Here is a 23,646-nt window from a genome sequence, read left to right as displayed (position 1 = left end):
CCGCATACCGCCCTGCCCGCCGGCAACCCCGGTACTGGCGCGGAGGTCAGCCACACCCGCTCAGCGGCGCCGACGTGACCGGGGGCGGGCCGCCGCTCCCCCTGCCCTCCCCTGCCTCGATCGAGCCGCCGAAGAAGGACGTACCCCCATGGCCGCCACCCCCGAAACGCCCGCAGCCGCGCCCGCAGCCGCCGCGCGCCGCAAGACCGGTCGTCACCGCGGTGAGGGCCAGTGGGCCGTCGGACACCACACCCCCCTCAACGGCAACGAGCAGTTCAAGAGGGACGACGACGGTCTCAATGTGCGGGCGCGCATTGAGACGATCTACTCCAAGACGGGCTTCGACTCGATTGACCCCAACGACCTGCGCGGCCGCATGCGCTGGTGGGGCCTCTACACCCAGCGCAAGCCCGGGATCGACGGCGGCAAGACCGCGATCCTGGCGCCGGAGGAGCTGGACGACAAGTACTTCATGCTGCGCGTGCGCATCGACGGCGGCCGGCTGACCACCGAGCAGCTGCGCGTCATAGGCGAGATCTCCGAGGAGTTCGCGCGCGGCACGGCCGACCTCACCGACCGCCAGAACGTGCAGTACCACTGGATCCGGATCGAAGACGTCCCGGAGATCTGGCGCCGTCTGGAGGCCGTCGGGCTGTCCACCACCGAGGCCTGCGGTGACACGCCCCGCGTCATCCTCGGTTCGCCCGTCGCCGGCATCGCGCAGGACGAGATCATCGACGGCACGCCCGCGATCGAGGAGATCTACCGCCGCATCGTCGGCAACCCGGACTACTCCAACCTGCCCCGCAAGTTCAAGTCCGCGGTCTCCGGTTCGCCGCTCCTCGACGTGGCGCACGAGATCAACGACATCGCGTTCGTCGGCGTCAACCACCCCGAGCACGGGCCCGGTTTCGACGTCTGGGTCGGCGGCGGCCTGTCCACCAACCCCAAGCTGGGCGTGCGCCTGGGCACCTGGGTCCCGCTCGACGAGGTCCCGGACGTCTACGAGGGCGTCATCTCCATCTTCCGCGACTACGGCTACCGCCGGCTGCGCACCCGCGCCCGTCTGAAGTTCCTCGTCGCCGACTGGGGTCCGGCCAAGTTCCGCCAGGTCCTGGAGGACGAGTACCTGGGCCGCAAGCTCACCGACGGCCCGGCGCCCGAGCAGCCCACCGGCCAGTGGCGCGACCACGTGGGTGTCCACCAGCAGCAGGACGGCCGCTTCTACGTCGGCTTCGCGCCCCGCGTCGGCCGCGTCGACGGTGCGACCCTCACCAAGATCGCGGACATCGCCGAGCAGCACGGTTCCGGGCGCCTGCGCACCACCGCCGAGCAGAAGATGATCGTGCTGGACATCGAGGCGGACCGGGTCGACTCGGTCGTCGCCGCGCTGGAGGCGCTGGACCTGCGGGTCAAGCCGTCCCCGTTCCGCCGCGGCACGATGGCCTGCACCGGCATCGAGTTCTGCAAGCTGGCCATCGTGGAGACCAAGGCGCGCGGCGCCTCGCTCATCGATGAACTGGAGCGCCGCCTGCCGCAGTTCGCCGAACCGCTGACGATCAACATCAACGGCTGCCCGAACGCCTGCGCCCGTATCCAGGTGGCGGACATCGGTCTCAAGGGCCAGCTGGTCCTGGACGACGACGGCAACCAGGTGGAGGGCTACCAGGTCCACCTGGGCGGCGCCCTCGGCCTGGAGGCCGGCTTCGGCCGCAAGGTCCGCGGCCTCAAGGTCACCGCCGACGGTCTGCCGGACTACGTCGAGCGGGTCGTCACGCGCTTCGAGGAGCAGCGCGCGGACGGCGAGCGCTTCGCCGCCTGGGTGACCCGGGCGAGCGACGAGGCACTGTCGTGAGCGAGCGCGCCGCCCCCTTCTACTGCCCGTACTGCGGCGACGAGGACCTGTTCCCCCATGAGCAAGGCCACGGCGCCTGGGAATGCAGGGCCTGCAACCGAGCCTTCCAGCTGAAGTACCTCGGGCTGCTGGCCCCGGGAGTGCGGTCCGACGACGCTGGAGGGGACGAGACGTGACGAGGACTCAGGAGACGGGCGGCCTGAACGCCGCGACGCTCAAGGACGTGGCCGAGCGGGCGGGCCGGGACCTGGAGGACGCCTCCGCGCTGGAGATCCTGCGCTGGGCGGCCGACACCTTCGGCAAGAAGTTCGCCGTGACCTCCTCCATGGAGGACGCGGTCGTGGCCCACCTGGCCTCCCGTGTCTTTCCCGGCGTGGACGTGGTCTTCCTCGACACGGGCTACCACTTCGAGGAGACCATCGGCACCCGTGACGCGGTCGAAGCCGTGATGGACGTCAACGTCATCACGCTCACCCCGCGTCAGACGGTCGCCGAACAGGACGCCGAGTACGGCCCGGGGCTGCACGACCGCGACCCGGACCTGTGCTGCGCGCTGCGCAAGGTCAAGCCGCTGGAGGAGGGCCTGACCGCGTACGACGCGTGGGCGACGGGCCTGCGCCGCGACGAGTCCCCGACCCGGGCGAACACCCCGGTGGTCGGCTGGGACGAGAAGCGGCGGAAGGTCAAGGTCTCGCCGATCGCCCGCTGGACGCAGGAGGACGTGAACGCCTACGTCGCCGAGCACGGCGTGCTGACCAACCCGCTGCTGATGGACGGCTACGCCTCCGTCGGCTGCGCCCCCTGCACCCGCCGCGTGGCGGAGGGCGAGGACGCGCGGGCCGGCCGCTGGGCCGGGCGGGGCAAGACCGAATGCGGGCTGCACGGCTGATGGCGCGGCCGATGACACCTGTGATGACACGGCTGACGGCGCATGACACAGAACCGACGGAGAAGAAGCAGATGAGCGTGAGCGACCAGGGCGCCACCGTGTGGCTGACCGGGCTGCCGAGCGCGGGCAAGACCACCATCGCCTACGCGCTGGCCGAGAGGCTGCGCGCCGAGGGCCACCGCGTGGAGGTCCTCGACGGCGACGAGATCCGCGAGTTCCTCTCCGCGGGGCTCGGCTTCAGCCGCGAGGACCGGCACACCAACGTGCAGCGGATCGGGTTCGTCGCCGAACTCCTCGCCGGCAACGGCGTCAAGGCGCTGGTGCCGGTGATCGCGCCGTTCGCGGACAGCCGGGAGGCCGTGCGCAAGCGCCACGCCGCCGAGGGCACCCCGTACCTGGAGGTCCATGTGGCCACCCCGGTCGAGGTCTGCTCGGAGCGTGACGTCAAGGGCCTGTACGCCAAGCAGGCGGCGGGCGAGATCTCCGGTCTGACCGGGGTCGACGACCCGTACGAGGCACCGGAGACCCCGGACCTCCGTATCGAGTCGCACACGCAGACCGTGCGGGAGTCGGCTTCGGCCCTGCACGCGCTGCTCACCGAGAGGGGTCTGGCATGACCACCGTCGCCCACCTGCACGACGCCGCGGACGATTCCGCCGCTTCCGCTCCGTACGCGCTGTCGCACCTCGACGCCCTCGAATCCGAGGCGGTGCACATCTTCCGCGAGGTGGCGGGCGAGTTCGAGAAGCCGGTGATCCTCTTCTCCGGCGGCAAGGACTCCATCGTCATGCTGCACCTGGCGCTGAAGGCGTTCGCGCCGGCGCCGGTGCCCTTCACGCTGCTGCACGTCGACACGGGCCACAACTTCCCCGAGGTGCTGGAGTACCGCGACCGCACGGTGGCCCGGCACGGGCTGCGCCTGCACGTGGCGTCCGTCCAGGACTACATCGACGCGGGCAAGCTCCGTGAGCGCCCGGACGGCACCCGCAATCCGCTCCAGACGCTCCCGCTGACCGAGGCGATCCAGCAGCACCGCTTCGACGCCGTCTTCGGCGGCGGCCGCCGCGACGAGGAGAAGGCCCGCGCCAAGGAGCGGGTGTTCTCGCTGCGCGACGAGTTCTCGCAGTGGGACCCGCGCCGCCAGCGCCCGGAGCTGTGGCAGCTGTACAACGGCCGCCACGCGCCCGGCGAGCACGTGCGCGTCTTCCCGCTGTCCAACTGGACCGAGCTGGACGTGTGGCAGTACATCGCCCGGGAGTCCATCGAGCTGCCGGAGATCTACTTCGCCCACGAGCGCGAGGTGTTCGCCCGCAACGGCATGTGGCTGACGGCCGGCGAGTGGGGCGGCCCGAAGGAGGGCGAGACGACCCAGACGCGTCTGATCCGCTACCGCACCGTCGGTGACATGTCCTGCACCGGCGCCGTCGACTCCGACGCGGCCACGCTGGACGCCGTCATCGCCGAGATCGCCGTCTCCCGGCTCACCGAACGGGGCGCCACGCGCGCCGACGACAAGATGTCCGAGGCCGCGATGGAAGACCGCAAGCGCGAAGGGTACTTCTAGACATGACCAGCACCACCGAGCAGTTCGCCGATCTGTCGGCGACCACGCTGCTGCGCTTCGCGACCGCCGGTTCCGTCGACGACGGCAAGTCCACCCTGGTGGGCCGCCTGCTGCACGACTCCAAGTCGGTCCTGACCGACCAGATGGAGGCCGTCGAGGCCGTCTCCGCCCAGCGCGGCCAGGACGCCCCCGACCTGGCGCTGCTCACCGACGGCCTGCGGGCCGAGCGGGAGCAGGGCATCACCATCGACGTCGCCTACCGCTACTTCGCGACCGCGCGCCGCCGGTTCATCCTGGCGGACACCCCCGGGCACGTGCAGTACACCCGGAACATGGTCACCGGAGCCTCCACCGCCGACCTGGCCGTGGTCCTGGTCGACGCCCGCAACGGTGTGATCGAGCAGACCCGCAGGCACGCGGCCGTCGCCGCGCTGCTGCGCGTCCCGCACGTGGTCCTGGCCGTCAACAAGATGGACCTGGTGGACTACGCGGAGTCCGTCTTCGCGAAGATCGCCGAGGAGTTCACCGCGTACGCCTCCGACCTGGGCGTCCCGGAGATCACGGCGATCCCCATCTCGGCGCTGGCCGGGGACAACGTCGTGGAGCCGTCCGCCCACATGGACTGGTACGGCGGCCCGACGGTGCTGGAGCACCTGGAGACCGTCCCGGTCAGCCACGACCTCACCGCCTGCCCGGCGCGCTTCCCGGTCCAGTACGTGATCCGCCCGCAGAGCGCGGAGCACCCGGACTACCGCGGCTACGCGGGCCAGATCGCCTCCGGCGTGCTGCGCGTCGGCGAGGCCGTGACCGTACTGCCCTCGGGCCGTACGACCACCATCGTGGGCATAGACGCGCTCGGTGAGAGCGTGGACATCGCCTGGGCCCCGCAGTCGGTGACGCTGCGTCTGAAGGACGACATCGACATCTCGCGCGGCGACCTGATCGCGCCCAGCGCGAGCGCCCCGGCGACCACGCAGGACGTCGAGGCGACGGTCTGCCACGTGGCGGACCAGCCCCTGGCCGTCGGCGCCCGCGTGCTGCTCAAGCACACCACGCGCACGGTGAAGGCGATCGTCAAGGAGATCCCCTCGCGGCTCACCCTGGACGACCTGTCCCAGCACCCGAACCCCGGTCAGCTCGTCGCCAACGACATCGGCCGGGTGGTGGTCCGTACGGCGGAGCCGCTCGCGCTCGACGCGTACGCCGACTCGCGCCGCACCGGCTCCTTCCTGCTGATCGACCCGGCCGACGGCACCACCCTCGCGGCGGGCATGGCGGGCGAGTCCTTCGCCTCCACGGCGGAGACCACCGTCCAGGCGGACGAGGAAGGGTGGGATTTCTAAATCATGCTCTCCGACATCTACTCCACCTTCGCGAAGGAGGGCGGCCGCGTGGGCAGCGGCGTCCTCGGCAGCGGCCAGGGAGGAGTGGCGCGATGTGCGCGATGACGTACGCGCACCGCATGCGCGCCCACACCCCCCACGAGCCGTACCCGCCCCTGCTCCACAGACGAAGACGTGCGTCATGAGATGACCACGTCACGAGAGGAAGTCCTCCCGTGCCTGCCATCCGCACCACCCGTACCTCCCTGCGCCGCGGCGCCGTCGTCGCCGCCACCCTGCCGCTCCTGATCGGTGCGCTGGCCTCCTGCGGCTACGGCTCCCAGGCCGCGAAGAACGAGCCGAAGGACCCGGCCGCCAACGTGGCCGGCTCCGACAAGAAGCTCTCCGCCTCCGAGGTCCGCATCGGGTACTTCCCGAACCTGACGCACGCCACCGCGCTGGTCGGTCTTGAGGAAGGCCTGATCGCGAAGGAGCTGGGCGGCACCAAGATCAAGCCGCAGGCCTTCAACGCCGGCCCCTCCGAGATCGAAGCCCTCAACGGCGGCTCTCTCGACATCGGCTTCATCGGCCCCTCGCCGTCGATCAACGCCTACGTGAAGGCCAAGGGCGCCAACCTGCGGATCATCTCCGGTTCCGCCTCCGGCGGCGTCAAACTCGTCGTGAACCCGGACAAGATCAAAACCCTGGACGACCTCAAGGGCAAGAAGATCGCCACCCCGCAGAAGGGGAACACGCAGGACGTCGCGTTCCTCAACTGGATCGCCGAAAAGGGCTGGACGGTCGACCCCGAGTCCGGCAAGGGTGACGTCTCCGTCGTCCGTACGGACAACAAGGTCACCCCGGACGCCTTCAAGCAGGGCTCGATCGACGGCGCCTGGGTACCCGAACCCACGGCCTCCAAGCTCGTCTCCGACGGCGGCGCCGTCCTCCTGGACGAGACCTCCCTGTGGCCCGACAAGAAGTTCGTGATCACGAACGTCATCGTGTCCCAGAAGTTCCTCACGGACCACCCGGACGTGGTCGAGGCCGTACTCAAGGGCACCGTCAAAACGAACGAGTGGATCAACGCCCACCCGGACAAGGCGAAGGCCGCGGCCAACGCGGCGCTGGCGAAGGAGGGCGGCAAGCCCCTCGACGCCAAGGTCATCGACCCGGCCTGGCCGAGCATCGCGATCACCGACGACCCGCTGGCCGCGACGCTGAAGACCCAGTCCGACTGGGCGGTCAAGGCGGGGCTCATCGAGCAGCCCGACCTGACCGGCATCTACGACCTGACGCTCCTGAACAAGGTCCTGAAGGCCGCCGGCAAACCCGAGGTCTCCGACGCCGGTCTCGGCGCCAAGTAATCCGCCACTTGTAACCCGTAGTCCAGCAACCCAGGAGGTGACGACCATGGCCACCACACTCGCCAAGGCTGCCGAAAGCGCCTCAGCGGAGCAGACGCACACGCACGCCGCCCGCATCGAGCACGTCTCGAAGTCCTTCTCCGGCCCGGCCGGATCGCAGCTCGTCCTGGACGACATCAGCCTCGATGTCGCTCCCGGAGAGTTCGTCACCATCCTGGGTGCCTCGGGGTGTGGCAAGTCCACGCTGCTGAACCTGGTCGCGGGTCTCGACAAGCCGTCCACGGGGTCCATCGAGACCCCCGGCGGCCGTCCGGCCCTCATGTTCCAGGAGCACGCCCTCTTCCCGTGGCTGACCGCGGGCAAGAACATCGAACTCGCCCTGCGCCTGCGCGGGGTGGCCAAGGCCGACCGCAAGCCGGAGGCCGAGCGGCTGCTGGAGCTGGTCCGCCTCAGCGGCGCTTACGGCAAGCGCGTCCACGAGCTGTCCGGCGGCATGCGCCAGCGCGTGGCGCTGGCCCGGGCCCTCGCCCAGGACAGCCAGCTCCTGCTGATGGACGAGCCGTTCGCGGCGCTCGACGCCATCACCCGCGATGTCCTGCACGGCGAACTCACCCGCATCTGGGAGGAGACGAACCTCTCCGTCATCTTCGTCACGCACAACGTGCGCGAGGCCGTCCGGCTCGCCCAGCGCGTGGTCCTGCTCTCCTCCCGGCCCGGCCGGATCGCGAAGGAATGGACCGTGGGCATCCCGCAGCCGCGCCGCATCGAGGACGCGGACGTCGCGGAGCTGTCCCTTGAGATCACTGAACACCTGCGTGGGGAGATCCGCCGCCATGGCCAGCACTGACACCACCCCGAAGGTCGCAGCCAAGGGCAGCCGCGACGACCTGGCCGGCCTGGAGGCGGGACTCGACGCCCTCGACGCGGTCCAGACCCACCGCACGCCGGTCCGCGAGGTCCTCGTCAAGAAGGTCCTCCCGCCGCTCCTGGCCGTGAGTCTCGTGCTCGTGGTCTGGCAGATCCTCGTCGCGGCGAAGGTGACCGAGGAGAGCAAGCTGCCCGCGCTGTCCGCGGTATGGGACAGCCTGGCCGACATGTGGCTCAAGGGCACCCTCCTCGACGTCATCTGGACCAGCGTCTCCCGCGGCCTGCTCGGCTTCCTGCTCGCCCTCGCCATCGGCACCCCCCTCGGCCTCCTCGTCGCCCGCGTCAAGTTCATCCGCGCCGCCATCGGCCCCATCCTGCAAGGCCTGCAGTCGTTGCCTTCGGTGGCCTGGGTACCCCCGGCCGTCCTGTGGTTCGGCCTCAACGACGCGATGATGTTCACGGTGATCCTGCTCGGCGCCGTCCCCTCCATCGCCAACGGCCTCGTCTCCGGCATCGACCAGATCCCACCGCTCTACCTACGCGCCGGCCGCACCCTGGGCGCCACCGGCCTGCGCGGAGCCCGGCACATCGTCATGCCCGCCGCCCTGCCCGGCTACCTCGCCGGACTCAAGCAAGGCTGGGCCTTCTCCTGGCGCTCCCTGATGGCCGCCGAAATCATCGCCTCCTCCCCCGACCTCGGCCTGGGCCTCGGCCAACTGCTGGAGAACGGCCGCAACAACATCGACCTGCCGGGCGTATTCCTCGCCATCATCCTCATCCTCGTCGTCGGCATCGCCATCGACCTCCTCATCTTCAGCCCGGTCGAGCGGTGGGTCCTGCGCACCCGCGGCCTGATGGTCAAGAGCTGAGCCCCGTGTCCCGCGTACCCGCACTCCTCGTCATCGCCCACGGCAGCCGCGACCCGCGGCACGCCGCGACCGTGCACGCCCTCACGGGGCGGGCGCGGGCGCTGCGGCCCGGGCTGCGCGTGGAGACGGCCTTCCTCGACTTCAACTCCCCGACGGTGGGCCAGGCCCTGTCCGCGCTGTACCTGTCGGGCGTACGGGAGGTCGTCGCCCTCCCGCTCCTCCTCACCCGGGCCTTCCACGCGAAGTCCGACATCCCGGCGGCGCTGGCCGAGTCGACGGCCCGCCTCCCGGGGCTCTCCGTGCGGGTCGCCGACGTCCTCGGGCCCTCCCCGCTCCTCCTCTCAGCCCTCGAACTCCGGCTGGCCGAGGCCGGAATCACCCCGGCGGACCGCGCCACCACCGCGGTGGTGCTCGCGTCCGCCGGCTCCACAGACCCGGAGGCGATCGCAGCGATCGCTGAAACCGCGCGGGAGTGGCGGCGCACCGGTTGGTGCGCCGTGCGGCCTGCGTTCGCCTCCGGAGCCTTTCCCGCGGGGTTCTCCCGTACGCAGGACGCCGTACGGGCCCTGCGGGCCGAAGGTTTCCGCAGGGTGGCGGTGGCCCCGTACGTCATAGCCCCCGGCCGCCTGCCGGACCGTATCGCGGCGGGTGCGCAGGCCGCGGGCGCGGACGTGGTGGCCGGCGTGCTGGGCGCCGCCCCGGAACTGGCCCGCCTGCTGCTGCGCCGCTACGACGCCTCGGCGTCGGCCCCGGCCCGCCTCCCGGCCCTGACGGCTTGACGCACTCTGCTGGGCCTCCGCGCCTCTTGCCCCTCGGGTCATCCGGCCGCCTGCCGCGCGGGGGCGGCTACGCGCGGGCCGCCGCCTCGTCCGCCAGCGCCGTCAGGTCCTGGATGGACATGGAGCCCGGCGGAAACGACTCGCGCGCGAAGATGTTCGCGGCGTGCCGCAGGACGTCGTTGACCGGGGTCGGAACCCCGTGCAGGCGCCCCAGCAGCGAGATCTCCCCGTTGAGGTAGTCCGCCTCCACCGACCCCGTGCCCCGCGCCAGGCTCTGCCAGGAGGATCCGCCCCGTACGCCCGGCGGCTGGTCCGCCTTGCCGTCGCGGGCCGCCGACTGCTCGGCCTCCGAGGCGTACGCGATGCCCGCGGCCCCGTACGCCGCCTTCGCCTCGCGGATCGCCCGCGCCAGCAGCGCCGCCTTCGCCGCATCCGGCTCGGGGCCGGTCGTCGCCTGGATCGCGTTGCCGAGATTGCCCAGCAGCTTGGCGTACTTCCACCGCATCACGTCCTCGACCACCGGCGCCTCGAACCCGGACTTCTCCAGGTCTGCCGCGATCCTGCGCGCGAGGCCGTCCGCGCCGCCCGCCGCCAGGCCCAGGTGCAGGATCCCGGTGAGGGGCGCGCACAGTGCCGAGACCACGCCCGGCTCCAGGAAGGTGGAGGGCAGCCATACGCACAGCCCGTACACCCGGGCGAAGCGCCGCAGGGCGAGCCGTTCGCTCTCCACGCCGTTCTGCGCGCACAGCACGGGCAGCCGTTGCGCCGCCGTACCGCCACCCGCGACCTCCGCATCGCCCCACGCGTCGAGCGCGGCGATGGCGTCCTGGGTCTTCACGCCGAGCAGCAGGACGTCATCGGGCCGCAGTTCGCCCGGTTCGGCCGGTCCGCCGACGACCGGCAGGCGGTGGACCCGGGTCCCGTCGGCCGTCGTGAGCCGCAGCCCGTCCGCGCGCAGCGCCTCGGCGTGCGCCCCACGTGCGACGAGTACGACCTCGCGGCCCGCCTCCGCGAGCCGCCCGCCGATGGTGGCGCCGACCGCGCCCGAGCCGATGATGAGATAACGCATACCCGCGAGCCTGTCACACCGAGCCCCCCGCGCGCCGGTCGGGCCACGGCGGAACCTGACGCAACCTGTGCCCCACGCCGGGCACCGGATCAGGTGGCGGTGAGCTCGACAAGCTTGACGACGGTGTTCCAGTTGCGGGTCGTCACGTCCATGCCCCCGACAACGGCCGGCCGGGCCAGGGCCTCGGCCAGCTTGGAGCGGCCGAGGCCCTGCGGGGCGTAGAGGTAGAGGACGCGGTCGCCGACGCGGTACTCCTCGGGGAGGAAGGACGGAGCGTCGAGCGCGGCGAAACGGTCCTCGGCCGGCTGCTCGGAGCAGAAGACGGCGTGGAGCTGCTTGCCCTCCAGCTGGGCGGCCGGGAACGGGCAGGCGTCGGCGACGGCGCGCAGGTACTCCCCGTCCACGACCAGGCACGGCACCCGGAAGCCGAAGTGGGCCTCGATGGCGGTCTCCAGCTCCCGGGCGAGCGCCGCCGGGTCCTCGCGCGCACTGCTGAAGACCGCGTTGCCGCTCTGCAGGTACGTCTGTACGTCACCGTGGCCCAGGCCCTCCAGCACGGAGCGCAGCTCCGCCATCGGCACCCGCTTGGCCCCGCCCACATTGATGCCGCGCAGCAGCGCCGCGTACTTCTTCGTCATGAAGCCACCGTAGGCGGTGGCTACGACAGTTCGGCCTCGATGAGGTCCGCCGCCCGGCGGGTGCCGCCCTCGGCGGCCGTCGCCGCCCGCAGGACCGCGCAGCGGGCGGCGACGGCGGGGTCGCCGATCAGGGTGAGGACGGCTTCGCGGAGGGTCGCGGCGTCCGCTTCCTCCATCGGGACGTGCCGGGCCACGCCGAGGGAGGCGAGCATGTCGGCGTTGGAGAACTGGTCGACGGCCTGCGGGACGGCGACCATCGGGGTGCCGGTGGCCAGGCCCTCCTGGCTGCCGCCCGCGCCCGCGTGGGTGATGAAGGCGTCGGCCTGGCGCAGGATGTCCAGCTGCGGAACCCAGCGGTGGACCTCGACGTTGGCCGGGACCTCGCCCAGTTCGGCGGCGTCGGTGAACTTGCCGATCTGGAGGACCGTGTACCAGTCGGGGAGGTTCCCGAATGCCTCGATGCAGGTGCGGTAGAAGGCGGGTTGCTTGGTGAAGGTGGAGCCGAGCGAGACCAGCAGCAGCTTCCGGCCTTCGGCCGCCGGCGGGCGCAGCCAGCTGCCCTGGGCCGCCGTGCGGTCGCCCTGGCAGCTGCCGACGAAGGTGTGGACGGATTCGTCCACGCGGTCGGCGTTCGGCTGGAGGGCGCGCGGGATGAGGACGATGCTGCGGCGCGGGCGGCCGACGAGCCGGTCGGGGTCCTCGTCGATGCCGTTCGCGTCGAGCCAGGCGCGGAAGCGGGCGTAGTACGCCTTGCCGCGTTCGGAGGCGCGCAGTGCGGCCGTCATCGGCTCGGCGACCTCCTCCTCGTATCCGGTCCAGGCGACGAGGTTCGGGGAGAGCGAGACGGCCGGGACGCCCCAGCGGCGGGCGAGGACGATCGCGGGGTAGGAGGTGATGTCGTGGAGGACGAGGTCGGGTTCGTCGCCCTCGAAGGCGGCGGCGAGTTGGCCGAGTGCCTGGACGGCGTCGGCGAGGAAGGGTTCGAGGTGGTCGATGAGTTCGGTGCCCCAGGCCTCGGGCTCGTCGTCGGTGGGGAGGGTGGAGTTCCAGATCACCGGGGTGGCGCCGGTTTCCGCGACCTTCTCGGCGAAGGAGGCGGGGATGGCGTAGCTGACGCGGTGGCCGCGGGCGACGAGTTCCCGGATCACTTCGATGCTCGGGTTCACGTGCCCGTGGGCGGCTATGGAGAACATGGCGATGTGTGCGGGCTTGGCTGAGGTCATGATCCGACCATAACGAGACGAGACGTCTCGTGCAAGCATTTATGGCGGTCGTGGGCGCTGGCGGGGATCAAGAAGGACGCCCCGGCGCCTTCGGGGGCGCCCCGGCGGCATGCACCGCCCGCCTGCCCCGAAGGCGGCCGGGCCGTGACGGCAGAGTCACGCGTAACCGCCTGCCGGCCGGATCGGCCGGGTCCGGACCCGCCCCGGTCCTCGCGCGCGGCCGCTGATGGCGCGTCACAGCGCGCACACCGGGATGCGAGACTTGGCGCATTCACGACGAACGACGATCCGGCGAAGGACGAGACGAACGGCATGGACGAGGCGCGGGCCAGGGACGTACTGACGGCGGCGGGCCTCACCCGGGACCGGGATCCCGCCCTGCTGGCGTTCGGGGAGAACGCGGTGTTCGCGGTCGGGGAGCTGGTGGTCAAGGTGGGCCGCGAGACGGCCCTCCTGGCACGGGCCGAACGGGAACTCGCCGTGGCGCACTGGCTCGCCGGGGCCGGGGTGGCGGCGGTCCGTCCCGCCGAGCCGGAGCCCCGGCTGGTGGACGGGCACCCGGTGACCCTGTGGCACCGGCTCCCGGACCCGGTCCGGCCCGCCGGCCCGGAGGACCTGGCGGTACTGCTCCGGCAGATCCACGCCCTGCCCGCGCCGCCGTTCGCCCTGCCCGCGCGAGATCTGCTGGGCGGGGTCGAGCGCTGGCTGCGGCTGGCGGGCGACGCCGTCGATCCGGCGGACGCCGCGTACCTCCGGGCCCGGCGCGATGCATACGCCGACGAGGTGGCCGCGCTCACCCCGCATCTCCCTCCGGGGCCCATCCACGGCGACGCCCTGCCCCGCAACGTCCATGTGGGTCCGGACGGCCCGGTCCTGGTGGACCTGGAGACGGTATCGGCGGATCTGCGCGAACACGACCTGGTGGTGATGGCCCTCTCCCGCGACCGGTACGGACTGCCCGGCGAGCAGTACGAGGCGTTCGTGACGGCATACGGCTGGGACGTCCGCGACTGGGCAGGCTGCGCGGTCCTGCGCGGCGCCCGCGAAACGGCCAGCTGCGCCTGGGTCTCCCAGCACGCACCGGCCAACCCGAAGGCCCTGGCCGAATTCCGCCGCCGCGTCGCCTCCCTGCGCGACGGCGACCGGGAAACACGCTGGTACGCCTTCTGACCACCGAACCCGGGCGCCTCGTCACCACTGCGGGCTACGTCCAGCCCAGCGATCGCTGACACCCTCTCATCTCAGGCCGGCAGCAGCCCCCGCAGCGGCCACGCCGTGTCGATCACCGCGTCCACCGTGCCCTGGCGGCGCAGGTAGGACTGGAAGTCCCGGGCCCAGCGGGCGTGCCAGGTGCCCTGGCGGGTGTGCAGGTCGGCCGGGGTGAGGGCGGCCACTTCCGGGTGGCGCGCGGCTATCGCGCGGGCCACGTGGACCGCCGCGAGGGCGTCCGCCCCCGCGTCGTGGGCGTCGTCGAGGGTGACCCCGTACACCCCGCAGACCGCCTCCAGGGTCCGCTTGCCGCGCCGGTAGCGGTCCACGGCCCGGTCGATGGTCAGCGGGTCGACCACCGGTCCGGTCTCCATCCCGCCGAGCCGGTCGGCCAGCGAGGGCAGCCCGTGCCGGGCCAGTTCCGCCGTCAGCAGCGTCAGGTCGAAAGCCGCGTTGTACGCGACGACCACCGCCCCCCGCCGCCAGTGCCCGACCAGCGCCTGCGCGATCTCGTCCGCGACCTCCCCCACCGGGCGGCCCTCGGCGACCGCCCGCTCCGTACTGATCCCGTGGATCGCCGACGTCTGCTCGGGGATCGGTATCCCCGGATCCGCGAGCCAGCCCCGCCGCTCGCGCACCTCACCGCCCCGCACTTCGACCACCGCCGCCGTCACGATCCGGGACTCGCCCGGCTCCGTGCCGGTCGTCTCCAGGTCGAATCCGATCAGCACACCGCCGTGCCAGTCCCCCATGCCGTGCCAGCCCTCCACCCCGTGCCCCTCCCCCGTAAGTCCTTCAACGGTCCTCAGCCTGACACGGGGCACTGACAGCAGTGCGGCGGCCCCACCTGGAGTGTCAGGACGCCGGGTCGCCGCCGGAGAAGGGACACCCTCGCGCACACCGGTGCGGCGGCCCGCACAAACGGCCCTCAGGACACGGGCCGGGAGTCCTCCCACACCGACTCGAATTCCTCCCGGTACGTGGTGAACAGCCCCTGGTCCGCGTCCTTGGGCACCCCCCGCCCACCGCCCCGCAGCACCAGGACCGGCGCCTCCATGCCCCGCGCCCGGCGCAGGTAGGACTGCACCACCGCGATGCCCGAGGACTCCCCCTCCACCAGATAGGCGGTGAAGCGCGGGGTTTCGTCGAAGACGTGGATCTCGAAGCGCGACGGGTCCCGCAGCCCCGCCCGCACCCGCCGCACGTGCAGGATGTTCATCTCCACCGAGCGGCTCAGCTCCCCCTTGCGCAGTCCGAGTTCCCGCTCGCGCCGCTTGACCGCACTGCTCGCCGGGTTCAGGAACAGCAGCCGCACCCGGCAGCCGGCCTCCGTGAGCCGGACGAGTCTTCGGCCCGAGAAGTTCTGGACCAGCAGGTTCAGGCCTATGCCGATGGCGTCGAGCCGCCGGGCGCCGCCGAAGAGGTCCTCCGCCGGCAGCTGCCGCTGGAGCCGCACCCGGTCCGGGTGGACGGAGACGACGTCCGCGTACCGGTCGCCCACCAGGTCCTCGACGGCGTCGATCGGCAGCCGGTCCGCGGACGGGCTGCCCGCGCCGCCGCCCAGGACCTCCAGCAGCCGCGCCGAGGCCCGCTCGGCCTGCTCCAGCACCGCGCGCGACAGCGCCCGGTTGCGGGAGACGACGTTGCGCGTGACCTCCAGCTCGTCCAGGGCCTGCTCGATCTCGCGCCGGTCGTCGAAGTACGGCTCGAAGCAGGGCCAGTGCTGGACCATCAGTTCCCGCAGCTGCGGCAGGGTCAGGAAGCTCAGTACGTTGTCGTCGGCCGAGTCGAGCAGGTAGCCCTTGCGGCGGCTGACCTCGCGCACGGCCACGGCCCGCTGCACCCACTCCTGCCCGGCGGGCCCGGCCGCGGCGACGACCCAGTCGTCCCCGCCGTGCACCGGCTCGTAGATGGGCCGCAGCACCGCCCCGACCACCGACCGGAGCCGCTGTTCGATCAGATTGAGCCAGATGTAGGCCCGGCCCGCGCGCTGCGCCCGGGTCCGGACCTCGCCCCAGGCCTCCGCGCTCCAGTCCAGCTCGGCTCCGGCCCGCGCGCCCCCGGCCGCCGCCGGGCCGCCCGCCAAGGAGACCGCCCCCGCCGCGACCCCCGGCGGCGCCCCGCCGGGGGCGCTCCCCGCGGTGTCCGCCGGGCCACCCTCGTGACCGCTGTCACCAGGGGGCAGCTCCAGACCTCCCGAGCTCACCCGTGCACCGCCTTCTGCGTCTGGACGCCCGTCTCCAGTGATCACGGAAGGGTACTCCGCGCGCGCGGCCCGTCGCAGCCCGGTGGGCCGTACACCGGCTGCCCGTTGACCCATTATCGGATGCCCGGACAGTCCGCTGACCCGCATATCAGCTCTCCGGGTCACCCGGTAGGCGCATCCCATGTCCACGCGTGGGGCCCCTCTTTCGGGGAAGATCTGGCAGTGACGTGGTCCACGCCGGATCAAAGCCGGAGCAGGATGGGAAGAGACGTTATCTATGCAGGTCTGGCCGGGACAGGCGTATCCGCTCGGCGCCACTTACGACGGCGCCGGCACCAATTTCGCGGTCTACTCCGAGGCCGCCCGACGCATTGAGCTGTGCCTTCTCCACGACGACGGCTCGGAGACCGCCGTCGAACTGCGTGAGACGGACGCCTTCGTCCGGCACGCCTACCTGCCCGGCATCATGCCGGGCCAGCGCTACGGATTCCGTGCCCACGGCCCGTACGCGCCCGAGCGGGGGCAGCGCTTCAACGCGGCGAAGCTGCTGCTCGACCCGTACGCACGGGCCATCAGCGGCAGCGTGAACTGGGGAGAGGAGGTGTACGGCTACCACTTCGGCCGGCCCGACTCGCGCAACGACATGGACTCGGCCCCGCACACCATGAGCTCGGTCGTGGTGAACCCGTACTTCGACTGGGCCAATGACCGGCCGCCGCGCCACGAGTACCACCACACGGTGCTGTACGAGGCGCACGTCAAGGGCCTGACGATGCGCCATCCGGACCTCCCGGAGGAGCTTCGCGGCACGTACGGGGCGCTCGCGCACCCGGCGGTCATCGGGCACCTCACCAAGCTGGGGGTGACGGCGCTGGAACTGATGCCCGTACACCAGTTCGTCAACGACCACCGTCTGGTGGACGACGGCCTGAGCAACTACTGGGGCTACAACACCATCGGTTTCTTCGCCCCGCACAACGGCTACGCCTCGGGCGACCGGGGCGAGCAGGTGCTGGAGTTCAAGTCGGCGGTCCGAGCCCTGCACGAGGCGGGGATCGAGGTGATCCTGGACGTGGTCTACAACCACACCGCCGAGGGCAACCACCTCGGCCCGACGCTGTCCTTCCGGGGACTCGACAACACCTCGTACTACCGGCTGTCGGAGGACATGCGGCACTACACCGACACCACCGGCACCGGGAACTCGCTGCTCATGCGCTCCCCGCACGTCCTCCAGCTGATCATGGACTCGCTGCGCTACTGGGTCACCGAGATGCACGTGGACGGTTTCCGCTTCGACCTGGCGGCGACGCTCGCCCGGCAGTTCCACGAGGTGGACCGGCTGTCCTCGTTCTTCGACCTGGTCCAGCAGGACCCGGTGGTGAGCCAGGTGAAGCTCATCGCCGAGCCGTGGGACCTCGGCGAGGGCGGCTACCAGGTGGGCAACTTCCCGCCGCTGTGGACCGAGTGGAACGGCAAGTACCGAGACACCGTACGGGACTTGTGGCGCGGTCAGCCGCGCACGCTCGCGGAGTTCGCGGGGCGGCTCACCGGCTCCTCCGACCTCTACCAGGACGACGGCCGGCGGCCGCTGGCCTCCATCAACTTCACTACCTGCCACGACGGCTTCACCCTGAACGACCTCGTCTCGTACAACGAGAAGCACAACGAGGCCAACCGGGAGGGGAATCAGGACGGCGAGTCCCACAACCGGTCCTGGAACTGCGGGGCGGAGGGGCCGACTGAGGACCCGGAGATCGTGGAGCTCCGGGAGCGGCAGATGCGCAACTTCATCGCCACGCTGATGGTGTCGCAGGGCGTGCCGATGCTCAGCCACGGTGACGAGTTCTCCCGCTCCCAGGGCGGCAACAACAACGCGTACTGCCAGGACAACGAGCTCTCCTGGGTGAGCTGGCCCGAGCCGGGGAAACCGGCCCCGGCCCTGCTGGAGTTCACCCGGCGGATGGTGTGGCTGCGGCGCGACCACCCGGTGTTCCGGCGGCGCCGGTTCTTCCACGGGCGGCCGGTGGAGGGCACGCACGATGAGCTGTCCGACATCGCCTGGTTCACCCCGTACGGGGAGGAGATGCGGGCCCGCGACTGGCAGGCGCAGCACGCCCGGGCGCTGACGGTCTTCCTCAACGGGGAGGCGATCTCGGAGCCGGGCCCGCGCGGGGAGCGGATCACCGACGATTCATTCCTGCTGATGTTCAACGCGGGCGCCGAGCCGCAGGACTTCACCATCCCGGCCGGGCACGGCGCGCAGTGGCGCCTGGTCGTGGACACCACGCGGCCGGACGTACTGCCACCCGGCACAGGGCCGCAGTACGCGGCGGAGGACCGGGTGGCGCTGGCGGGGAGGTGCCTGGTGGTCCTTCAGCGGCCGGCGTAGGCGGCGCTCTCGCCGAGGTCCTCCCCGGCGGCCCGTCCGACGCCCTCCCCGGCGGCCGTTCCGGCGGCGGCCGGGGAGGTCTCCGGCGAGGCCGTCTGCTGGGCGGGGATGAAGGCCCTGGCCCGCGTACGGGCGGCGGGCACCCGGGTGAGGAGGGCGAGGGCCAGGCACAGCGCGGCCGCCCCGACGGCGACCGCGAAGGCCCCGGTGGGTCCGTACCACTGCGCGAGGCGCCCGCAGACGGCGAGCGCGACGGCCTGCCCGGCGACCAGCGAGCTGGCGGCGAAGGCCATCGCCTCGGTGAGCCGGGCCGGTTCCACGGCGCGTTCGGTGATCGCGAAGGCCGTGATCAGGTGCGGGGCGTAGGCGGCCCCGAGGACGGTGACGACCGCGTACAGCGGGGCCAGGGTGCCGGTGAAGAGCAGCGGCACCGAGAGCACCAGCGCGGCCCCGGTGGCGGCCCGCCAGCGCATCCGCAGCCCGAAGCGGGCCGGGAGCGCGCCGAGCCCAAGGCCTACGGCCGCGCTGGCCACCCCCATGGCGGCATAGACGATTCCGGCCTGGCCGGGGACGCCCAGCCGGGCGGTGAGCGCGGCGATCCCGGCCTGGCAGGCGCCGAACATGGCCCCCTGGAGCGCGAGTGAGCCGCGCACGGCGTACACGACGCGCGGCTGCCGGCCCCGGGCCGGGCCCTTGCCCTCCCCGCCCCGGATCGCAGCCGGAACGCTCATGAGGGCAGGGACCCGAATCCGGGCCCCGGTCCCGACCCGAGCCCCGGTCCCGACCCGAGCCCCGGTCCCGACGCGGGCCCCGGTCCGGACGCGGGCCAGCATCCGGACCCGGGCCGGGCCCTTGCCCTCCTGGCCCACCGCGCACGCCCGGTTCCCGCCCTCCCGCCCGGCGTCCCGCGCGTGCGTCCCGGCCGTGACGGCGGCGGTCGGGTGCAGCGCGTAGGCGGTGCCGAAGACGGCGACGAGTCCGGCGGCGCCGCCGAGGGCGACCGCCGGGTGCGCGATGAGCGCGGCGATTCCGACGAGGGCGGGGCCGATGACGAAGGACACCTCGTCCAGGGTCCCCTCCAGGGAGTGGACGGCGCCCACGACGCCCTCGTCCGACTCGGCGCGGTGCGCCAGGGCCACGGAGCGGGTCCGGGCGAGGGGTCCGATCAGCGGTACGGAGGCCCCGGTCACGGCGGCGATCGCGGCGAGCGGGAGGGTGGCGAGCCCGCCGAGGGCCCCGGCGACGAGGGCGGCGGTGGCGACGGCGTTGACGGCGGCGGCGCACAGGACGACGGGCCGCTGCCCGTGGCGGTCGCACAGCCGGCCGAGGACGGGTCCGCAGACCACCTGGCCGGCGGAGAGGGTGCCGCCGACGATGCCGGCGGTGGCCAGGGAGCCGCTGGTCTGGGCGACCAGCAGCACGCTCCCGAACTGGGACATCGCGACGGGCAGTCGGGCGAGGAACGAGACGAGCGGGAGTAGGGGCCCGGTCAGGGCGATGACTCTTCGATAGGTGCTGACGGTTCCAACCACCCGAGGGACGTTAACCCAGTGCAGTCACCCGGATGCATTGGGTAATGGCACGGAATCCGGCAGGCTGGGTACGTACGTTCTCATGAGCCAGCCTCAGTCAAGCAAGCAACCGGAATCTGATCTGCCGACACCTGTCACTCCGGCGTCGACCTACCGCCTCCAGCTGGGTCCGGAGTTCCCCTTCGCGGCGGCCGAGGCAGCCGTACCGCACCTCGCCTCGCTCGGCGTCTCGCACCTGCACCTCTCCCCCGTGCTGGAAGCGGTGCCCGGCTCGACGCACGGGTACGACGTCACCGACCACTCCCGCGTACGCGCCGAACTCGGCGGCGAGCCGGGCCTGCGGGCACTCGCCGCCGCCGCCCGGGCGCACGGCCTCGGGCTGGTGCTCGACATCGTGCCGAACCACATGGCGGTGCCGACCCCGCTGCGCCTGAACCGGCCCCTGTGGGAAGTGCTGCGGGAGGGTCCCCACTCGCCGTACGCCCGCTGGTTCGACATCGACTGGGAGGCGGGCGGCGGCCAGGTGCTGCTGCCGGTGCTCGCCGGACCGCTCGACCCCAGCGGGCTCAAGGCGGACGGGGAGGTCCTGCGCCTCGGGGAGCACGAGTTCCCGCTGCGGGAGGGGACCGCGGGGCTGGAGCGCTCGGCGCTGCTGGCCGCGCAGTGGTACCGGCCGGCCTGGTGGCGCGAGGCCCGGACCGCGCTCAACTACCGCCGGTTCTTCACCATTTCGGATCTGATCGGCGTCCGGGTGGAGGACCCGGAGGTGTTCACCGCCACGCATGCCAAGGTGCTGGAGCTGGTCCGGGACGGGGTCGTCGACGGGCTGCGGATCGACCACGTGGACGGCCTGGCAGACCCGGAGGAGTACCTGCGCCGGCTGCGGGCGGCGGCGGGGCCGCACTGCTGGGTGGTGGTGGAGAAGATCCTGGCCCGCCACGAGGGGCTGCCGGCCGCGTGGCCCGTGGCGGGGACGACCGGATACGACGCACTGCACCGGGTGGACGGGGTGCTCACCGACCCGGCGGGCGCCGCCGAACTGGCGCGCCGGTACGCGCAGTCCACCGGCCTGCCGGGCTGGGAGGAGACCGCCGCCGCGTGTGCGCGTGAGGTGCTGACCGGCGATCTGGCCGCCGAGCTCGCGGCGCTGGAGCGGCAGGCCGGGCCGGAACTGGCCGAGGCGGTCCAGGAGTTGCTGATCGCCTATCCCGTCTACCGGCCGTATCCCGGGGAGCGCGAGCCGGATCCGCGGGCCCAGGAACGGGCTGCCGAGGTGGCCGGTCCGGGCGCGGTGGCCGCCGTACGGGAGCTGCTGCGGCGCGATCCCGCCTTCGCCGCGCGCTTCGCCCAGACCTCGGCGGCCCTGCGCGCGAAATCCCTGGAGGACCGCGCCTTCTACCGGTACGCGCCCCTGCTCTCGGCCACCGAGGTCGGCGGGGACCCGGGCGGCCCGGCGGTGTCACCGGCGGAGTTCCACGACTACTGCGCCGGACTGGCCCGCGCGTGGCCCGGATCGGGGACGGTGCTGTCGACGCACGACACCAAGCGCAGCGCGGACGTCCGGGCCAGGATCGCGGCGCTGTCGCAGGCGCCGGAACTGCTGGAGCGGCCCGCGGGCCCCGATCCCCAGCTGGCATGGGTGGCCGGACAGACCGCCCTGGGGCTCGGGCACGCCCCGCAGGCCGTGCCCCGGCTGACGCAGGCGCTGCTCAAAGCGGTCCGCGAAGCCGCCCTGCACACGAGCTGGACCGGCCGGGACGAGGCGTACGAGGCGACCGTGCCGGGATATGTCCCGGCCGCCCGGGACCTGCCACCGGAACTGGCCGGGGCGGCCCGCGCCAACCTGCTCGGCATGACGCTGCTGCACCTGGCCATGCCGGGAGTCCCGGAGATCTACCAAGGCGCCGAGACCGAATACCGTGCCCTGGTCGACCCCGACAACCGGCGCCCGGCCGTCTTCCCCCGGGAGGAGCTGGCCCGCCTCGACGCGGGGGCCGCCCCGGACGGCCAGGCGGACGAGAAGCTGGCCCTCACTGCCGCCCTGCTGCGGCTGCGCCGGGACCGGCCCGGCCTCTTCACCGGCTACACCCCGCTCGCGGCCCGCGGCCCGGCCGCCGACCACTGCCTGGCCTTCGCCCGCTCGCCCGGCCTGGTGGCGCTGACGACCAGGCTCTCCCACCGGCTGGCCGCCTCCGGCGGCTGGCGCGGCACGACCCTGCCCCTGCCGCCGGGCCGGTGGATCCCGCTCCTGGCCCCGCCGGGCGTGCAGCGGAGCACGTACGAGGACGAGGCCCGGCTCGATGAACTCCTCTCCACCTGGCCGGTGGGGGTCCTGCTCCGCGACGACTAGACAGGTCCCGGCGACGCGCGGCGGCCCGGAGCCCACGTACCAGCAGGCCCGAGCCGGTCGGAGACGGGCTCCGCGGCCGGTCGTGAGGGGCGGTCGAAGGTGCTTGCGGGCAAGTGCGGGGCTCGGGGAGCGGTAGGGGGCGGGCGCGGCGGGCATGGCTTCCCCTGTGAGCCTCCTCCGTGACACGCGCTACCCCACCCCGCACGAACTCGCGCTGACGGCCCGTGCGCTGGCGGACGCGCATCCCGGCCCGGTCCGGCTCCGCCGGGCCGGCACCTCCCGGGGCGGGCAGCCCCTGTGGCTGCTCTCCGTCGCCGCGGCCGACGGCCCGCGGGGGCCGGCCCGCAACGTCCTGGTGGTGGCGGGAGCGCACGCCAACGAGCCCGTCGGCGGCGCGACCGCCCTCTTCCTGGCCCACCGCGTCATCCGCGACCCCGCGCCGCGCGCCGGATGCGGCTGGCACTTCCTGCTCTGCGCGGACCCGGACGGCGCGGACCTGCACCGCACGCCGCGCCCGCACTCGCTCCTCGACTACCACCGGAACTTCTTCCGGCCGCCCGGGCCCGAACAGCCCGAGTGGGCACCGTCCTTACTGACACCGGACCGGCTGCCGCCGGAGACCCTGGCCCTGACCGCACTCATCGACGAGCTGCGGCCGGTCCTCCAGGTCTCCCTGCACGCCACGGACCTCGGCGGTTCCTGGGTGCAGCTCACCCGGGACATCCCCGCCCTCGCCGAGCCCTTCGCCACGTCCGCCGCCGCGCTGCACATCCCGGTGGAGACCGGTGCCACGGACGCGGCCGGCTGGCCCTCCCCCGGGCCCGGGATCTTCGTGATGCCGGAGCCCGCGAGCGAGGCCGCCGGGACCTTCCATCCGGAGGACGCGCGGCTGAGCACCTGGTACCACGCCCACCGGTACGGCGGCACGACCGCCATCGTCGAAGTCCCCATGTGGGCCTCGGACCTGGTGGAGGATCCGGCGCCGCATCCCGACGCGCGCGGCGCCCTGCGGATGCTGGCCGGGCGGCTCGACCGCGATGCGGCCCTGGTGGCGTGCGTGCGGGCCGCGATCCGGCCCGCGCCCGGTCAGCGTACGAAAGCGTCGCCGTACGAGGATCCGGCCGCGGCGGCGCTGCTGCGCGCGGTGGACTGGACGCTCGCGCTGATCCCGCGCATCAGCGCCGAGTGGACCGGCGCCGACGCCCCCGCGGAGGCCACCACCGCGTACATCGCCGGTATCGACGCCTTCGGGCGCCGGCTGCCGCTGCGGGCCGCCGCGATGCTGCTGCGCGTGCTGCGTACGCGGGACGATGCGGCGGCGCCCGGACTGGACCGGCTCGTCACGGGCTGGTGCGAGGACTTCTCGACCCGGTTCCACGCCCGCTGGGTGCCGGTGACGGCGCAGGTGGAGCACCAGTCCCGCACGGTACTGGCCGCCTACGAACGGCTCGTGGCGGCCGGCCGCTAGGGCGTGTCTTTCGGATCTTGCCGGGCCCACGCTGCCCGGCAAGATCC

19 protein-coding genes and 1 pseudogene are annotated in these 23,646 nt (G+C 72.7%); 14 read left to right on the top strand and 6 right to left on the bottom strand.

Features of this window, described 5'->3' with window-relative positions:
* Positions 1–148: 148 nt before the first annotated feature.
* From ACWDX7_RS26620 to ACWDX7_RS26575, 10 genes are all read left to right on the top strand, one after another.
* A complete protein-coding gene (locus ACWDX7_RS26620; protein ID WP_451489713.1) occupies positions 149–1,855 on the top strand; it encodes a nitrite/sulfite reductase in 1,707 nt (568 codons plus the stop codon).
* Positions 1,852–2,031 (top strand): hypothetical protein, encoded by a 180-nt coding sequence (locus ACWDX7_RS26615; RefSeq protein WP_451489714.1) that lies wholly within the window; start codon positions 1,852–1,854, stop codon positions 2,029–2,031. The genes ACWDX7_RS26620 and ACWDX7_RS26615 overlap by 4 nt, the downstream gene beginning before the upstream one ends.
* Positions 2,028–2,744 carry a phosphoadenylyl-sulfate reductase gene (locus ACWDX7_RS26610; RefSeq protein WP_451489715.1) on the top strand — a complete coding sequence of 239 codons (717 nt, stop codon included), beginning with the start codon at positions 2,028–2,030 and terminating at the stop codon, positions 2,742–2,744. Before ACWDX7_RS26615 ends, ACWDX7_RS26610 begins: the two co-directional genes overlap by 4 nt.
* Before the next feature lie 11 nt (positions 2,745–2,755).
* Entirely contained in the window at positions 2,756–3,361 is a 606-nt protein-coding gene (gene cysC, locus ACWDX7_RS26605) for an adenylyl-sulfate kinase (RefSeq protein ID WP_451489716.1), read from the top strand.
* Positions 3,358–4,308 (top strand): sulfate adenylyltransferase subunit CysD, encoded by a 951-nt coding sequence (gene cysD, locus ACWDX7_RS26600; RefSeq protein ID WP_451489717.1) that lies wholly within the window; start codon positions 3,358–3,360, stop codon positions 4,306–4,308. The genes cysC and cysD overlap by 4 nt, the downstream gene beginning before the upstream one ends.
* Positions 4,309–4,310: 2 nt before the next feature.
* Positions 4,311–5,651 (top strand): sulfate adenylyltransferase subunit 1, encoded by a 1,341-nt coding sequence (locus ACWDX7_RS26595; RefSeq protein WP_451489718.1) that lies wholly within the window; start codon positions 4,311–4,313, stop codon positions 5,649–5,651.
* Between the two features lie 224 nt (positions 5,652–5,875).
* Positions 5,876–6,997, top strand: a complete 1,122-nt coding sequence (locus ACWDX7_RS26590; RefSeq protein ID WP_451489865.1) for an aliphatic sulfonate ABC transporter substrate-binding protein — start codon at positions 5,876–5,878, stop codon at positions 6,995–6,997.
* 46 nt (positions 6,998–7,043) lie between these two features.
* Positions 7,044–7,844, top strand: a complete 801-nt coding sequence (locus ACWDX7_RS26585; protein WP_451489719.1) for an ABC transporter ATP-binding protein — start codon at positions 7,044–7,046, stop codon at positions 7,842–7,844.
* On the top strand, positions 7,831–8,733 hold the full coding sequence (locus tag ACWDX7_RS26580; RefSeq protein WP_451489720.1) for an ABC transporter permease: 903 nt from the start codon (positions 7,831–7,833) through the stop codon (positions 8,731–8,733). The genes ACWDX7_RS26585 and ACWDX7_RS26580 overlap by 14 nt, the downstream gene beginning before the upstream one ends.
* 5 nt (positions 8,734–8,738) lie before the next feature.
* On the top strand, positions 8,739–9,512 hold the full coding sequence (locus tag ACWDX7_RS26575) for a sirohydrochlorin chelatase (RefSeq protein ID WP_451489721.1): 774 nt from the start codon (positions 8,739–8,741) through the stop codon (positions 9,510–9,512).
* Between the two features lie 67 nt (positions 9,513–9,579).
* Here the strand turns inward: ACWDX7_RS26575 and ACWDX7_RS26570 are convergent, their stop codons facing one another.
* The 3 genes and pseudogenes from ACWDX7_RS26570 to mgt all read right to left on the bottom strand — a co-directional run bounded on the left by ACWDX7_RS26570 (position 9,580) and on the right by mgt (position 12,510).
* On the bottom strand, positions 9,580–10,581 hold the full coding sequence (locus ACWDX7_RS26570) for a ketopantoate reductase family protein (RefSeq protein WP_451489722.1): 1,002 nt from the start codon (positions 10,579–10,581) through the stop codon (positions 9,580–9,582).
* An 89-nt stretch (positions 10,582–10,670) separates the two neighbouring features.
* Entirely contained in the window at positions 10,671–11,219 is a 549-nt protein-coding gene (locus ACWDX7_RS26565; RefSeq protein ID WP_451489723.1) for a DUF1697 domain-containing protein, read from the bottom strand.
* A gap of 20 nt (positions 11,220–11,239) precedes the next feature.
* Positions 11,240–12,510, bottom strand: a pseudogene (mgt, locus tag ACWDX7_RS26560) (macrolide-inactivating glycosyltransferase).
* 244 nt (positions 12,511–12,754) lie between these two features.
* On the opposite strand from mgt, the gene ACWDX7_RS26555 reads away from it, so the two are divergent.
* Positions 12,755–13,612: a phosphotransferase enzyme family protein gene (locus tag ACWDX7_RS26555; protein ID WP_451489724.1), complete on the top strand. Its 858-nt coding sequence runs from the start codon at positions 12,755–12,757 to the stop codon at positions 13,610–13,612.
* A gap of 71 nt (positions 13,613–13,683) precedes the next feature.
* Here the strand turns inward: ACWDX7_RS26555 and ACWDX7_RS26550 are convergent, their stop codons facing one another.
* On the bottom strand, positions 13,684–14,403 hold the full coding sequence (locus tag ACWDX7_RS26550; RefSeq protein WP_451489725.1) for an exonuclease domain-containing protein: 720 nt from the start codon (positions 14,401–14,403) through the stop codon (positions 13,684–13,686).
* Between the two features lie 176 nt (positions 14,404–14,579).
* Positions 14,580–15,857, bottom strand: coding sequence for an SAV2148 family HEPN domain-containing protein (locus tag ACWDX7_RS26545; protein ID WP_451489726.1), 1,278 nt, complete (start codon positions 15,855–15,857; stop codon positions 14,580–14,582).
* Between the two features lie 277 nt (positions 15,858–16,134).
* Between ACWDX7_RS26545 and glgX the strand changes: the two genes are divergently transcribed.
* Entirely contained in the window at positions 16,135–18,249 is a 2,115-nt protein-coding gene (gene glgX / locus ACWDX7_RS26540) for a glycogen debranching protein GlgX (protein ID WP_451489727.1), read from the top strand.
* On the opposite strand, the gene ACWDX7_RS26535 is transcribed toward glgX, so the two are convergent.
* Positions 18,234–19,781 (bottom strand): MFS transporter, encoded by a 1,548-nt coding sequence (locus ACWDX7_RS26535; protein ID WP_451489728.1) that lies wholly within the window; start codon positions 19,779–19,781, stop codon positions 18,234–18,236. The genes glgX and ACWDX7_RS26535 overlap by 16 nt on opposite strands.
* 82 nt (positions 19,782–19,863) lie before the next feature.
* On the opposite strand from ACWDX7_RS26535, the gene treY reads away from it, so the two are divergent.
* Positions 19,864–22,131 carry a malto-oligosyltrehalose synthase gene (gene treY, locus ACWDX7_RS26530; RefSeq protein ID WP_451489729.1) on the top strand — a complete coding sequence of 756 codons (2,268 nt, stop codon included), beginning with the start codon at positions 19,864–19,866 and terminating at the stop codon, positions 22,129–22,131.
* A 166-nt stretch (positions 22,132–22,297) separates the two neighbouring features.
* The gene (locus tag ACWDX7_RS26525; protein WP_451489730.1) at positions 22,298–23,599 is read left to right on the top strand and encodes a M14 family zinc carboxypeptidase; all 1,302 of its coding nucleotides are present in this window, start codon (positions 22,298–22,300) and stop codon (positions 23,597–23,599) included.
* Positions 23,600–23,646: the final 47 nt, after the last annotated feature.

Source organism: Streptomyces sp. NPDC003034 (assembly GCF_053591375.1).
This window is presented reverse-complemented; position numbering and strand designations above follow the sequence as displayed.